13 protein-coding genes and 1 tRNA gene are annotated in these 12,945 nt (G+C 75.4%); 7 read left to right on the top strand and 7 right to left on the bottom strand.

What is annotated here, in order from left to right:
* Positions 1 to 32 precede the first annotated feature (32 nt).
* The gene (gene ku, locus KDL28_RS31140) at positions 33 to 974 is read right to left on the bottom strand and encodes a non-homologous end joining protein Ku (protein ID WP_252444311.1); all 942 of its coding nucleotides are present in this window, start codon (positions 972 to 974) and stop codon (positions 33 to 35) included.
* Positions 975 to 1,080: 106 nt separating this feature from the next.
* On the opposite strand from ku, the gene KDL28_RS31145 reads away from it, so the two are divergent.
* Together KDL28_RS31145 and KDL28_RS31150 are read left to right on the top strand one after the other, a co-directional pair.
* On the top strand, positions 1,081 to 2,067 hold the full coding sequence (locus tag KDL28_RS31145; protein WP_252444321.1) for an ATP-dependent DNA ligase: 987 nt from the start codon (positions 1,081 to 1,083) through the stop codon (positions 2,065 to 2,067).
* Positions 2,068 to 2,134: 67 nt separating this feature from the next.
* Positions 2,135 to 2,737 carry a putative glycolipid-binding domain-containing protein gene (locus KDL28_RS31150; protein WP_252444322.1) on the top strand — a complete coding sequence of 201 codons (603 nt, stop codon included), beginning with the start codon at positions 2,135 to 2,137 and terminating at the stop codon, positions 2,735 to 2,737.
* On the opposite strand, the gene KDL28_RS31155 is transcribed toward KDL28_RS31150, so the two are convergent.
* From KDL28_RS31155 to KDL28_RS31170, 4 genes are all read right to left on the bottom strand, one after another.
* Positions 2,734 to 3,189 carry a GNAT family N-acetyltransferase gene (locus tag KDL28_RS31155; protein ID WP_252444312.1) on the bottom strand — a complete coding sequence of 152 codons (456 nt, stop codon included), beginning with the start codon at positions 3,187 to 3,189 and terminating at the stop codon, positions 2,734 to 2,736. The genes KDL28_RS31150 and KDL28_RS31155 overlap by 4 nt on opposite strands.
* A gap of 10 nt (positions 3,190 to 3,199) precedes the next feature.
* On the bottom strand, positions 3,200 to 4,150 hold the full coding sequence (locus KDL28_RS31160) for a prephenate dehydrogenase (protein WP_252444313.1): 951 nt from the start codon (positions 4,148 to 4,150) through the stop codon (positions 3,200 to 3,202).
* 62 nt (positions 4,151 to 4,212) lie between these two features.
* Positions 4,213 to 5,553, bottom strand: a complete 1,341-nt coding sequence (locus tag KDL28_RS31165; RefSeq protein WP_252444314.1) for an amidase — start codon at positions 5,551 to 5,553, stop codon at positions 4,213 to 4,215.
* 33 nt (positions 5,554 to 5,586) lie between these two features.
* Positions 5,587 to 6,798: a M20 metallopeptidase family protein gene (locus tag KDL28_RS31170; protein WP_252444315.1), complete on the bottom strand. Its 1,212-nt coding sequence runs from the start codon at positions 6,796 to 6,798 to the stop codon at positions 5,587 to 5,589.
* A 91-nt stretch (positions 6,799 to 6,889) separates the two neighbouring features.
* Here KDL28_RS31170 and KDL28_RS31175 point away from each other — a divergent pair, with 91 nt between their 5' ends.
* The 3 genes from KDL28_RS31175 to KDL28_RS31185 are packed head-to-tail and all read left to right on the top strand — an operon-like array spanning position 6,890 to position 8,348.
* Positions 6,890 to 7,408: a tRNA adenosine deaminase-associated protein gene (locus tag KDL28_RS31175; RefSeq protein ID WP_252444316.1), complete on the top strand. Its 519-nt coding sequence runs from the start codon at positions 6,890 to 6,892 to the stop codon at positions 7,406 to 7,408.
* On the top strand, positions 7,405 to 7,920 hold the full coding sequence (locus tag KDL28_RS31180; protein WP_372497126.1) for a nucleoside deaminase: 516 nt from the start codon (positions 7,405 to 7,407) through the stop codon (positions 7,918 to 7,920). The genes KDL28_RS31175 and KDL28_RS31180 overlap by 4 nt, the downstream gene beginning before the upstream one ends.
* On the top strand, positions 7,917 to 8,348 hold the full coding sequence (locus tag KDL28_RS31185) for an NUDIX hydrolase (protein WP_252444317.1): 432 nt from the start codon (positions 7,917 to 7,919) through the stop codon (positions 8,346 to 8,348). The genes KDL28_RS31180 and KDL28_RS31185 overlap by 4 nt, the downstream gene beginning before the upstream one ends.
* Here the strand turns inward: KDL28_RS31185 and KDL28_RS31190 are convergent.
* Entirely contained in the window at positions 8,327 to 10,042 is a 1,716-nt protein-coding gene (locus KDL28_RS31190; RefSeq protein ID WP_252444318.1) for a TerD family protein, read from the bottom strand. The two genes, KDL28_RS31185 and KDL28_RS31190, sit on opposite strands and share 22 nt — an antisense overlap.
* Positions 10,043 to 10,200: 158 nt before the next feature.
* On the opposite strand from KDL28_RS31190, the gene KDL28_RS31195 reads away from it, so the two are divergent.
* Both KDL28_RS31195 and KDL28_RS31200 read left to right on the top strand, forming a co-directional pair.
* Positions 10,201 to 12,030, top strand: a complete 1,830-nt coding sequence (locus KDL28_RS31195) for a DUF8508 domain-containing protein (RefSeq protein ID WP_252444319.1) — start codon at positions 10,201 to 10,203, stop codon at positions 12,028 to 12,030.
* 21 nt (positions 12,031 to 12,051) lie between these two features.
* A tRNA-Ser gene (locus KDL28_RS31200) sits at positions 12,052 to 12,139 on the top strand.
* 160 nt (positions 12,140 to 12,299) lie between these two features.
* On the opposite strand, the gene KDL28_RS31205 is transcribed toward KDL28_RS31200, so the two are convergent.
* Positions 12,300 to 12,779, bottom strand: coding sequence for a DUF6416 domain-containing protein (locus tag KDL28_RS31205; protein WP_252444320.1), 480 nt, complete (start codon positions 12,777 to 12,779; stop codon positions 12,300 to 12,302).
* Between the last annotated feature and the right edge of the window lie 166 nt (positions 12,780 to 12,945).

Raw genomic sequence — 12,945 nt, forward strand, 5'->3', positions numbered from 1 at the left:
GTGCTGCGAGGTCTGGGCTCTGCCGGAGCGGGTCAGGCGGGCTTGCGGGCCCGCTTGCGGGTCTCGCCGGTGTCCTCGTCGTCGGCCTTCTTGCGGGCGGCCGGCTTGCGGGCCGGGGCCTTCTTCGCCCCGCCGGACGACGAGCGGCTGCGCGAGCGGGCCGGCTTCTCGTCCGGCTCCTCGTCGGCGGTGTCGGACGCGGCCGGCTTGCTCGACCCGGAGCCCGAGCCGCCGGCGGCGGACCGGGCGGCCTCCACACTCGCCTGCAGCGCGCTGAGCAGGTCGGTCATGCTGTCGGGGCCCTCGTCGCGCTTCTCGGCGACCGGGGCAGGGCGCGTCTCGCCGGTGGTGCGCTTGCGCTCGATGAGCTCGACGACGGCGTCGCGGTAGTCGTCGTGGAAGTCGGCCGGGTCGAAGTCGGCGCCCAGGCTCTCCACCAGGGACGCGGCCATCGTCAGCTCCTGCGGGCGCAGGTCGACGTCGGTCTCGAGGATGTCGAAGTCGGGCTCGCGGACCTCGTCGGGCCAGAGCATCGTCTGCAGGACGATGGCCTTGTCGCGCACGCGCAGCAGGGCCAGCGTCTCGCGCTGGCGCAGCGCGACCTTGACCACGGCCATGCGGTCGGTCTGCACGAGCGCCTCGCGCAGCAGCGCGTACGGCTTGGCCGCCTTGGCCTCGGGTTCGAGGTAGTAGCTCTTGTCGAACAGCAGCGGGTCGATCTGGTCGGCCGGGACGAACTCGACGACGTCGATCTCGTGGCCGGTGGCCACGGGCAGGGAGTCGAGGTCCTCGTCGTCGAGCGTGATCAGCTCGCCGTCCTCGGTCTCGTAGCCCTTGACGATGTCGGCGTAGTCCACCTCCTCGCCGTCGATCGAGCAGGTGCGCTTGTACTTGATGCGGCCGCCGTCGGCCGCGTGCACCTGGTGGAAGCGGATGTCGTGGTTGGTCGTCGCGGAGTACAGTTTGATCGGCACACTGACCAGGCCGAACGACACTGCCCCGCTCCACATAGCGCGCATTGCAGGCCCCTGTTCCTCCGCGGTGGGTCGCTCCCGGTGACAGCATGTCGGCGTGCAGCCGATGCTCGCCACTCCCGGGACACTACCGGCGGGGTCCGACATTTTCTTCGAGGTCAAGTGGGACGGCATGCGGCTGCTGGCCGACGTCGCCGACGGCAGGCTGCGCCTGGACGACCGCGGCGGCCGCGACGTGACGGCCCTGTTCCCCGAGCTCTCCGGCCTCACCCGGCTCGCCCCGGACGTCCTGCTCGACGGCGAGGTCGTGCTGCTCGACGGCGGCGTCCCCAGCTTCGCCGCGCTCACCGACCGCATGCACGAGCCGGTCGACCCGCGGGTCGCGCAGGCCCGCCCGGTCACCTACATGGTCTTCGACGTGCTGCGGCTCTACGGCGTCCCGCTGCTGGAGCGGCCGATGGGGGAGCGGCGGGCCACCCTGGAGCGGCTCGACCTCGACGTCGTGGCGAACCTGTCGCTCTCGCCCCGCTACACCGACGGCCCCGCGCTGCTCGACGTCACCCGCGAGCGCGGGATGGCCGGGGTCGTCGCCAAGCGCGGCGACGGGACCTACCGGCCCGGGGTGCGCAGCCCGGACTGGGTGGTCACGACCCACCTGCGCACCGTCGCCTGCGCCGTCGGGGGGTGGCGGCCCGAGCGCGGCGCCGCGGACCGGGTGGGATCGCTGCTGGTCGGGCTGCCGGGCGCGACCGGGCTGCGGTTCGTCGGCAGCGTCGACGTCGCGCACGCGGGTCCGGTCGCCCAGCGCGTGCTGCACGGGCGGTTGGTGGCGACGCCGATCGCGCCGTTCACCGCGGGCCTGTCGCGGGCGCTGTCCGCCGGGGTGCGCTGGTGCGAGCCGACGACGATCGTGGAGGTGGCGCACGGCGGCCGCGCTCCCGGCGGCCGGCTGCGCGACGCGGCCTTCCGCGGCATCCGCGACGACCTGCACCCCGCCGACCTGCCCGCCGACGTCCCGGACGACGTGCCCGACGCCGCGCCGTGGGGCCGCTCGCCCGATCGGCCCGCCGATCGGCGCGGTGGCGGATCGTGATCGACGTACTGCGCGGGGAGGACGTGCGGAAGGCGCCGTGTCGTCTACCGTAAGCCCGGTGACGACCATGCTCACGTGGCAGGCCGACGACGGTCACGGGCTCGAGGGCACGCGGCTCAACATCGGCGCAGGCGGTGCTTACCGGGCGCTCAGCCGGATGGTGCGGGTGCACCCCGACGGGGACTTCACGGCCTCGTTCCGGCTGGTCGTCGGCACGGGGGGTGAGCTGCAGCGGTTGTCGGTCACCAGCGCCACCGCGGGTCGCGAGCGCCACCTGACCCTCAACCGGACCGAGGACGGCTACTGGCTGCTCGACACCGGTTCGGGCATCGGCGGTCGGCGCGACGAGTTCGGCGGCGCGCTGGACATCGACCTGCAGTACAGCCCGATGCTCAACACGGTGCCGATCCGCCGGCTCGACCTGCACCGCAGCGGCGGCGAGCACGTCATGCCGGTGGTGTTCGTGTCGCTGCCCTCCCTGGAGGTCAGCCAGGTCACGCGGACCTACCGCACGGTCTCCCCGCTGGACGAGTCCGGCCGCGCGCTGGTCGAGCTCCGCTACGACGACGTCACCGCCGAGCTCGTCGTCGACGCCGACGGCGTGGTCGCCAGCTACTCCGGGCTCGCCACCCGGCTCGGCCCGAGCACCGCCCCGGCCCCGACGACCTAACCTTTCGGTCGGTACTCCAGCCGCGGGAGTACCCGGCCGGGGATCGACTCCGAGGCCACCTCCCCGACCCGGACCGCCCCCATGGCGAGGTAGAACGCCTCGGCGTGCGGGTCGGCGTCGATCGTCATCCGCTCGGCCCCCAGCCGGCGGGCCGCGGCCGTCGCGTGCGCCCACAGCTCGCGCCCGACGCCCCCGCCCACGTGGGCCGGGTCGACGAACATCATCCCGAGCTCGAGCTCGGGCGGCTCGCCCACCAGCGTGCAGAAGCCGACCAGCCGGCCGTCGCGCTCGACGACGGCCGCCCGCTCGGCGACGACGTCGTCGGCGGTGAGGGTCAGCTCGCCGCGGCAGGCCTCCAGGAACGCGGCGTCGTAGCCCCAGTGCCCCTTGGAGGCCAGCGCCAGCTCGCTGAGCGCCCCGGCCTCGGCCGGCCGCGCCGCACGCACCACCACACTCGCGACGTTAGTGGTCCCACCCGAGGACCGGTGTGCCCGCCCGGCCGATCGCGCGCAGCTCGGCCCACGGCTCGTCGCCGGTGATGCGGGTGCCGGGCTCGTTGCGGGCCGCCGCCCAGCGCTGCCTGCCCTCGTACCCGGCGTTCACCGTGGCGGCCAGCCCGCCGGTGGAGGCCAGCGCCCCGCGCATCACCCCGAGCCTGCCCAGCGCCTCGTCGACCGCGGCCAGCAGCGCCGGGCGGTTGCCGTCGCACATGGCCAGCACCAGCTCGGGGCGGGTGCCCGCGACCCGGGTGCCGTCGGCGAAGGAGGACGCGGCCAGGGCCATCGGCAGCCCGGGGTCGTCGTCGGGCAGGCCGACGCCGGCCGCGGTGGAGGCCAGCACGGCGGCCAGCAGGTGCGGCAGGTGCGACACCCTGGCGACCGCCAGGTCGTGCTCGTCGGCGGTGGCCGGCACGACGTGCGCGCCGCAGGCCCAGGCCAGCTCGGCCACGTCGGCCCAGACCTCGCGGTCGGTGCCGTCCTCGGCGCCGACGACCCAGGCCGCGCCGGTGAACAGCCCGGCGTAGCCGGCGGCCCAGCCGGACTCGGCGGTGCCGGCCATCGGGTGCCCGCCCACGTAGCGGGCCCGCGGCGCGTACCGGGCGACGGCCTCGGCGACGGCGCCCTTGACGCTCACCGCGTCGGTGAGCCGGCAGCCCGAGGCGCTCGCGTCGACCTGGCGCAGCACGTCCGGCAGCGCGGGCAGCGGGGTGGCCAGCACGACCAGCGCGTCCTCGGCCGCGGCCCTGCGCAGCGCGCCCCCGGTGTCGGTGGTGACGTCGAAGCCGTCGGCGCGGGCCTGCGCCGCGGTGTCCTCCGACGCCGTCGCCGCCCACACCTCTCGTCCGGCCTTGTCCGCGGCCCGCACCAGCGACCCGCCGATCAACCCGGCGCCGACCACGCACACCGCTCTCACGGGTGATCAGCCTACGGCGCCGCCGACCGGACACGGATGGGGAATGCCGGGACTACCGGGCGTCACGAACCGGCGATCGCCTCGGCGACCCGTAGCACCCCGCGCTCCTCCAGACGGACGCCGACGACCTGGACACCGGCCGGCAGCTCACCGTCCGCGACGGCCCCGGGCACCGACACCGCGGGCCACCCGGTCAGGTTGAACGGCAGGGTCAGCGCCAGTAGCGCCATCCGCACCAGCACCGCCGATCCGCCCACCTCCACCTCGGGCACGCCGATCGGGGTCGCCCGCAGCCGGGTGGTCGGCAGCAGCAGCACGTCGACGCCGTCCACGGCCGCCCGCAGCTGCGGGACGAGCCGGCGGCGGGTGCGCAGCGCCTCGACGTACACACCGGCCGGCATGTCGGCGTTGGGCAGCAGTCGCTCGCGGGTGATCGGCTGGTAGGCGTCCGGGCGCTCGCCCAGCCAGCGGGCGTGGGTGGCGTAGGCCTCGGCGCCGACGATCGTGCCGTAGGTGGCGGCCAGCTCGTCGATCACGGGCGTCCGCAGCTCGACGACGTGCGCGCCGCGCGCCTCCAGCCGCAGGGCCGCGGCCCGCACGGCCTCGCCCAGCACCGGGTCGGCGGCCTGCCAGTACCCGTCGAGCAGCAGCCCGACGCGCACCCCGTCGACGCCGGGGGCCTGGATGCCGCCGCCGGTGCCGTCCGGGCGGCTGAGCACGTCCCAGGCGACCGAGGCACCGTGCACGTCGGCGGCGAGCACGCCGACGTGGTCGCAGGTCTCCGACAGCGGGAAGACGCCCTCGGTGGGCAGCGCGCCGTAGGTCGGCTTGAGCCCCACCACACCGCACAGCGCGGCCGGGGTGCGCACGCTGGCCCCGGTGTCGGTGCCCAGCGCCAGCGGCAGGTGCCCGGCGGCGATCGCGGCCGCCGACCCCGACGACGAGCCGCCGGTGATCCGCGACCGGTCGTGCGGGTTGCGGGCCGGGCCGGTAGCGGCCACGTCACCGGTGGGGCCGTAGGCGAACTCGTGGGTGTGCAGCTTCGCCACCGGGACCGCGCCCGCCTGCCGCAGCCGGGCGACCACCGGCGCGTCGACCTCCGCGGGCGGGGCGTCGGCCAGCACGTCCGACCCGGCCGTCGTGCGCAGCCCGGCCACGTCGAACAGGTCCTTGACCCCGAGCGCGACCCCGTGCAGCGGGCCGCGCCACTCGCCGCGCGCCAGCTCGGCGTCGAGCCCCGCGGCGGACTTCAGCGCCGCGTCGGTGTCGAGGGTGATCACCGCGTTGTGGGTGTCGGCGGCGAGCCGGTCGAGGACGTCGGTGACGTGCTCGACGACGGACAGCTCGCGGGACCGCAGGGCCATGGTCAGCTCACGCAGCGACATGGTCGGGATGGTCGGCACGGGCACCACCCTGGCACGGTCGGGCCGGTCCACTCAGCGCAGGGCGTCCAGGGCGAGCGCGGCGTAGACGGCGACCCCGGTGGCCATCGCGGCCTCGTCGAACACCACGCGGTTGGAGTGGTTGGGCGGTGCGGTGGCCGGGTCGGTGCCCGGCGGGCAGCCGCCCAGGAACGCCATCGCGCCGGGCACCTTCTCCAGCACGTAGGAGAAGTCCTCCGCGCCCATGATCGGGGTGGGCATGGTGACGACCCGGTCGCGTCCGAGCAGGGCGGCGCAGACGTCGGTGAGCGTGCTGACCGCGGGGCCGGTGTTCACCGTCACCGGGTAGCCGACCTCGATCTCCACCTCGGCGGTGCAGCCGTGGGCCAGCGCGGTGTGCGTGCAGATCCGGCGGATCTCCTCGTGCGCGCGCTCGCGCGTCTGCGGGGACAGCGAGCGCAGCGTGCCCTCCAGGAACGCCGTCTCCGGGATGATGTTGTTGGTGGTGCCGGCCCGGATGTGCGCCACGGTGAGCACGGCGGGCTGGTGGGCGTCGAGGCGGCGGGTGATCATCGTCTGCAGGGCCCCGACCATCGCCGCGGCCGCGGGCACCGGGTCGAGGGCGTCGTGCGGGGCGGAGGCGTGCCCGCCGCGCCCGGTCACCGTCACCTTGATGACGTCGGCCGCGGCCATCAGCGGCCCCGGCCGGACGTGGATCTCGCCGGCCGGCAGGGTGGCGCTGATGTGCAGGGCGTAGGCGACCTCCGGGCGCCCGGCAGGCCCGGTGCGGTCCAGCAGCCCCTCGTCGATCATGTAGCGGGCGCCGTGCCAGCCCTCCTCGCCCGGCTGGAACATGAACAGCACCCGCCCCGCCAGCTCGTCGCGCCGCCCGGCCAGGATCCGCGCGGCCGAGGCCAGCATGGCCACGTGCGTGTCGTGGCCGCAGGCGTGCATCGCCCCGGGCACGGTCGAGGCGAACGCCAGCCCGGTGTCCTCGTGCAGCGGGAGCGCGTCCATGTCGCCGCGCAGCAGCACCGTCGGCCCCGGGCGCCCGCCGTCGAGGACGGCGACGACGGAGCTGGTGGAGCGGCCGAGGTGGACCTGCAGGGGCAGGTCGGACAGCGCGGCGAGCACCACGTCGCGGGCGTGCGGCAGGTTCAGCCCGATCTCCGGGTGGCGGTGCAGGTCGCGGCGCAGGGCCACCGTGCGGTGCTGGACGTCGTGCGCCTCGCCCAGCAGGCCGGTCTTGGACACGTCCAGCGACATGGCTCCGATACTGGCACCCGCCCGGGGTGCGACGGAGGTGAACTTCGCGTGTGGTTTGGACCACAGTCGAGCCTGGGCTTACCGTAGTCTCATGGCAGTGCAGAGCATCGAGGCGCCGGCGGGCGTACGGGACGAGGCCCTGCCCGGTTATGCCGTCGCGGCGATCCGGGAGGACGGTCGCTGGCGCTGCGTCCGGCTCACCGCCGAGGCCCTCGTCGACCTGGACACGGCGATCACCGAACTGCGGGAGCTGCGCTCGCAGGGGGCCGTGCTCGGCCTCCTCGACGTCGACGACGAGTTCTTCGTCCTGCTGCGGCCCACCCCGGGCGGCGTGGCGCTGATGGTCTCCGACGCCGTCGCCGCCCTGGACTACGACGTGGCCGCCGACGTGCTCGACCTGCTCCGCATCGACCTCCCCGCCGACGAGGACGCCCTCGACGAGCCGTGGCCGGAGGGCGACCTCGCCATCCTGGCCGACCTCGGGCTCCCGGCCGACGAGCTGGAGGTGCTGGCCAACGAGTTCGAGCTGTGGCCCGACGAGCAGCTCGCCGCCATCGGGCGCCGCTGCGGCTTCGCCGCCGAGCTGGCCGAGGTCGTCGACGCGCGGTGACGGCGGCGCACGACCGCGGCGGACCCGGACGGCGACCCGCCCCCCTCGAACCCGTCCCCGACACCTCCGACGAGCGCCTGGTCCGGCGCGCCCTGCAGCTCGCCGCGGCCGCGCCCCGCACCGGCGACGTCCCGATCGGCGCCGTCGTCGTCGACGCCGACGGCGTGGAGCTGGCCGCGGCCTGCAACGCCCGCGAGGCGCTGGACGACCCCACCGCGCACGCCGAGGTACTGGCCCTGCGCGCGGCGGCCGCCGTGCGCGGGCAGTGGCGGCTGGAGGGCTGCACCCTCGCGGTGACGATCGAGCCGTGCACGATGTGCGCGGGCGCGATCGGCCTGGCCCGCGTCGAGCGGGTGGTGTTCGGCGCGTGGGAGCCCAAGACGGGCGCGGCCGGTTCGCTGTGGGACGTGCTGCGCGACCGCAGGCTCAACCACCGCCCGGAGGTCGTGGCGGGGGTGCTGGCCGACGAGTGCGCCGCCCTGATGGAGTCGTTCTTCGGCGGCTACCGGTGAGGAAGCGGGTCCGCGCGGGCGCGTACGTGGTGTGCGTGCGCGACGGCGCCGTGCTGCTCGCCGGCGGTGTCGAGCCCACCGGCGGCACCGAGTGGACGCTGCCGGGTGGCGGCCTCGACCACGGCGAGCAGCCGCACGAGGGCGCGGTGCGGGAGGTCGCCGAGGAGACCGGCTACGCCGTCCGGCTGGACGCGCTGCTCACCGTCGACGCGGTGCGCGTCAGCACCCACCACGTCCCGCCCTACGACCTGCACGCCGTCCGGATCATCTACGCGGGCACCGTCGTCGGCGGCGACCTGCGGTTCGAGGTGGGCGGCAGCACCGACCGGGCGGCGTGGGTGCCGCTGGGCGAGGTCCCCGGCCTGGTCCGGTCGTCGGTCATCGACGTCGGGCTGGCCGCGTGGGGTCAGTCGACGTCCACGCCGTAGCGCACGGCCAGCTCGCGCAGCCCGTCGTCGTAGCCCTGCCCCACCGAGCGGACCCGCCACCGCGCCCCGCGCCGGTACACCTCGGCCACCAGCAGCGACCGCTCCGTCGTCGCGGCGTCGCACACGCCGCGCGCCACCGGGGCCCCGCCGGGGTCGGTCAGCAGCAGCTCCACCGGACCCACGTCGCCGAACCGGGCGCCGTCGGTGGTCGTCGCGGCCAGCACCACCCGCCCGCCCGCGCCGGCCAGCTCGTCCAGGTCGAGCGCGGCGCGCGCCTCGCCCGCGGTGTCGACGGCCAGCTCGACCTCGCCGCCCGGCGTGACCAGGTTGTTGAAGAACGCCAGGTGGTCGTCGGAGAGCACGTGGTGCTCGTCGTCGGTCACCAGGGCCAGGACGTCGAGCTGGGTGCCGCCGTCGGCCGGCCAGCTGACGAACGCCTCCCAGCGCCCGACCCCGTCGGGCAGGTCGATCACCTCGCCCTGGCGCAGCTGGGCGACCGCGGGCCCGTCGGCGGTCACCGTCGGGTCGCCGTGGGTGGGGGCGAGCGTGTCGGGGTCGAGGCGCGGCAGGTCCAGGGTGGCCCCGAGGCGGCGGTCGGCCCCGGCGCCGTCCAGCTCGACGACGTGGGTCACCGACCCGGTCAGCCGCACGGCGACGGTCGCGCCGCGGTCCTCGGCCGCTGCGCGCACCGCCGTCGCCCGGTCGTGCGGGCCGCCCAGCACCAGCACCCGGACCCCGGCCAGCGGGCCGCCGCGGCTCGGCCGGACGGGCACCGCGACGGACCCCACCGGCACGCCGGGGCGCACGTCGCCGAGCAGGCGCAGGAACGTGCCCTCGGTGACCGTCGGGACGCCGTGGGCCGCGGCGGCGCGGGCGTCGCCGGTGGTGGCCGCGGGGTTGTTGCTGACCAGCAGCCGGGTGCGGCCGCTGACCGAGTTCATCGGCACGAGCCCGGCGACCAGGGCGCGGTCGTAGAGCTCCGGGCGCGGCGTCCCGGTCGGCCCGGTGACGGCGAACCGGGCGCCCTGCACGAGCGGCAGGTCGGGGCGCCACGGCCCGGGGTCGTCCCACGGCGAGCGCACCCGGGGCGCCAGGCCGGCGGCCGCCCGGTCGTCTGCCGCGGGCGCGCACGCCGACAGCGGCAGCAGCGCGCCCAGCTCGTCGGCCTGGGGCAGCAGCGCGCGCAGCACCTCGGCGAGCGCCCGCACCTCGGCTTCCGCGTCGTGCGGCCGGGGCGCCGGCACGTCGCAGTGCTCCGCGAGCGAGGCGAGGGTGAGGTCGGACAGGTCCAGCTCCAGGCGGCGGGCCAGCGCCATGGTGCACAGCCGCCGGCTCACCCGGACCGCCCCGGACGCCCGACCCGTCTCGGCGGCCAGCGCGCGCCAGCCGAAGGAGGCGTCGTGGGCGACGAGCACCCGCCCCCGCAGCAGCTTCGCGACGGTGGTCTCGACCGCGTCGAACGCGGGCGCGCCGGCCAGCCGATCGGCGGTGAGGCCGTGCAGGGCGACCGGGCCGGGATCGCGGCCCGGGTCGAGCAGCGTCGACCAGGTGTCCTCCACGCGGCCCGCCCCGTCCGCGGTGGCCACCGCGAGCCGCACGATCCGGTCGCGGCGGGCGTCGAGCCCGGTGGTCTGCAGGCTGACGACGGCGAAGCCGTCAGCGGCGGGGCCCGTCGGTGCGGGGCTGGGGAGCACGCGCGGACGGTCCCAGAGTCCCGACCCGGGCGCATCCCTCGAATTGGGGGTAACGGGGCCGCCCCACCGACCCGGGGGATCGGCGCGACCGGACAGCTACGGTCGGTTGCCCCGACCGAACGCGTATCGGGTGGTTCCCCGCCCCCTCTGGAGTACATGTGACCCCACGGCTCCCCACCGCGCTCGTCGCGGCCACGGCACTCGCACTCGCGCTCCCCGCCACCGCGGCGGCCCAACCCACCACGCCCCGCATCCACGACGTCCAGGGCAGCACCCGCCTCTCCCCGCTGGCCGGCCAGGTCGTGGCCGGGGTCCCCGGCGTCGTCACCGCCGTGCGCGCCTTCGGCTCCGCGCGCGGCTTCTGGTTCGCCGACCCCGAGCCCGACGCCGACGCGGCCACCTCGGAGGGCCTGTTCGTGTTCACCGGCGCCACCACGCCCGACGTCGCCGTCGGCGACGCGGTGCAGGTCGGCGGCACGGTCGCCGAGTTCCGCCCGACGGCCTCCGGCGAGACCCCCGAGACCACCCCGAACCAGTCGATCACCCAGCTGACCGGCGCCACGTGGACCGTCACCGCCCAGGGCCGTCCGCTCCCGCCGGCCGAGGTGCTGGCCCCGGGCACCGTGCCCGCCACCTACGCCACCGCGGGCACCGACGAGGACGCGCCGCTGGACCCCGCGGCGAGCGCACTGGACTTCTACGAGTCCCGCGAGGGCATGGTGCTGCGCGTCCAGGACGCTCGCGTGGTCGGGCGCACCGACGAGTTCGACGGGCTGTGGGTGACCACCGAGCCCGACCGCAACCCCACCGCCCGCGGCGGCACCCTCTACGCCTCCTACGACGACCCCAACGGCGGGCGGCTGAAGGTCGAGTCGCTGGTCCCGCGGGCCGAGCAGCCGTTCCCGGTGGCCGACGTGGGCGACCGGCTGGCCGGGACCACCGAGGGCCCGCTCGACTACACCCGCTTCGGCGGCTACGTCCTGCAGGCCACCACCCTCGGCGAGCACGTGCCGGGCGGCCTCACCCGCGAGACCGCGGCCCCGGCCGCGCCGGGGCAGCTGTCGGTGGGCACCTACAACGTCGAGAACCTGTTCGCAGGCGACGACCCCGCCGAGTTCGCCCGGCTGGCCACCGGCGTCGTCACGAACATGGCCGCGCCGGACGTGATCGCGCTGGAGGAGATCCAGGACAACTCCGGTCCCGCCGACGACGGCATCGTCGCCGCCGACGCCACGCTGCGCCGGTTCGTCGAGGCGATCGTCGCCGCGGGCGGCCCGCGCTACGACTTCCGCCTGGTCGACCCCGAGGACCAGGCCGACGGCGGCCAGCCCGGCGGCAACATCCGCGTGGCGTTCCTGTTCGACCCCGCCCGGGTGGCGTTCGTCGACCGCCCCGGCGCCACCCCGACCACCGCCGTGCGGGCCGTCCCGGCGGCCGGCGGCGCCGCCCTGTCGATCTCCCCGGGCCGCGTCGCCCCCACCGACCCCGCGTGGGACGCCTCCCGCAAGCCCCTGGCCGGTGAGTTCAGCGTCGCCGGGCACACCGTCTTCGTGATCGCCAACCACTTCGCCTCCAAGGGCGGCGACCAGCCGCTGCACAGCCGCACCCAGCCCCCGCTGCGGTCCTCGGAGGAGCAGCGCGGCCGGCAGGCGGCGGTCCTGCGCGGCTTCGTCGACGAGCTGCTCGCCGTCGACCCGCGCGCCGAGGTCGTCGTGCTCGGCGACCTCAACGACTACGCGTTCTCCCCGTCCGTGCAGACCCTCACCGCGGGCGGCGCCCTGCGCGCGCTCATCGACACCCTCCCGCCCGAGGAGCGCTACGGCTACGTCTTCGACGGCAACTCCCAGGCCCTCGACCACGTCCTCGTCTCGCCCGCCGTCACCGACCCGGGCTACGACGTGGTCCACATCAACGCCGAGTTCGCCGACCAGGCCTCCGACCACGACCCCCAGGTGGTCCGGTTCGTCCCGGGTGCGGGGGCGCGGTGACCGTCTTGTAAGCTCTCCGGCGGTAGCGTGTCCGAGCGGCCGAAGGAGCACGCCTCGAAAGCGTGTGAGGTGCAAGCCTCCGTGGGTTCAAATCCCACCGCTACCGCCAGCCTCACCAGGCGAAACGCCGGGTAGGTCCACGAGGGCCCACCCGGCGCTTCTGCGTCCAGTCTCATTCCTAGTCTCAGTCTCGTTTGCCGGGCTCGGCCCGCCTCGGGAGCCACTCACCAGCCTGGCAGCCCTGAAGCCGCGCCGCGAGGAAGCCGCAGCTAGCTCTCGTCACGGGCCGCGCGAAAGAGTTCCGCGACTTCGGGGGTAAGCCAGTACCCCGGAGCGCTACCGTCCAGGTCCTCCCAGGACCAGAAGTACTCACGGCCAACCGCCAAGCAGTAGCGCCCGGGCCAGCCAAGCGCGCCAGCGACCCCCTGCCTGCCGTTCGGGATCCCGGCACGTTCAGCCAGTTCGTCGCCGCCGACGTGTTCATCAGGAGAGTCGACGAGGATCGAGACCAGCCGCTTAGCGGGTTGGCTGAGCTTGGACCAGACCTCGCGGGCCAGGTCTCCGTCCGCAGCGGTCCAGTGCGGCAGGTCCGAACCGGAGACCGCCCCAGAGGTTTCAGACATACCCTGAGCTACCTCAAGGTTCCCTGCTATCACGTGAACGGCTCCGTTCAGCCAGGCTGCGTACATCGAATAAAAGTCCGACAGTCGATCTTCTGGCACCATTACTGGCACGTTGACCATCGCCATGAGCCCTCCCGCTCGCCTAAACCCGGACCTACCGTTGCCGGCAGTCTAGGGCCTCAAGCCCTCCTGGGGAAGCCTCTGAGGTAACTCAAGATACCTCAGAGGCTTGCTGCATCGCCATCAGGTGTCGCCCTCAAGGCGCCGCCTCCGGCGGCGCGGGGGGGGGCCC

The organism is Pseudonocardia humida (genome assembly GCF_023898865.1).
GTDB lineage: Bacteria > Actinomycetota > Actinomycetes > Mycobacteriales > Pseudonocardiaceae > Pseudonocardia > Pseudonocardia humida.

What these genes read in the sequence shown, in the direction of transcription:
- KDL28_RS31145 (WP_252444321.1), top strand. Translation starts at nt 1,081, where the DNA reads ATGCTCGCCACTCCCGGGACACTACCGGCGGGGTCCGACATTTTCTTC.
- KDL28_RS31150 (WP_252444322.1), top strand. Translation starts at nt 2,135, where the DNA reads ATGCTCACGTGGCAGGCCGACGACGGTCACGGGCTCGAGGGCACGCGG.
- KDL28_RS31170 (WP_252444315.1), bottom strand. Translation starts at nt 6,798, where the DNA reads ATGTCGCTGGACGTGTCCAAGACCGGCCTGCTGGGCGAGGCGCACGAC.
- KDL28_RS31175 (WP_252444316.1), top strand. Translation starts at nt 6,890, where the DNA reads ATGGCAGTGCAGAGCATCGAGGCGCCGGCGGGCGTACGGGACGAGGCC.
- KDL28_RS31205 (WP_252444320.1), bottom strand. Translation starts at nt 12,779, where the DNA reads ATGGCGATGGTCAACGTGCCAGTAATGGTGCCAGAAGATCGACTGTCG.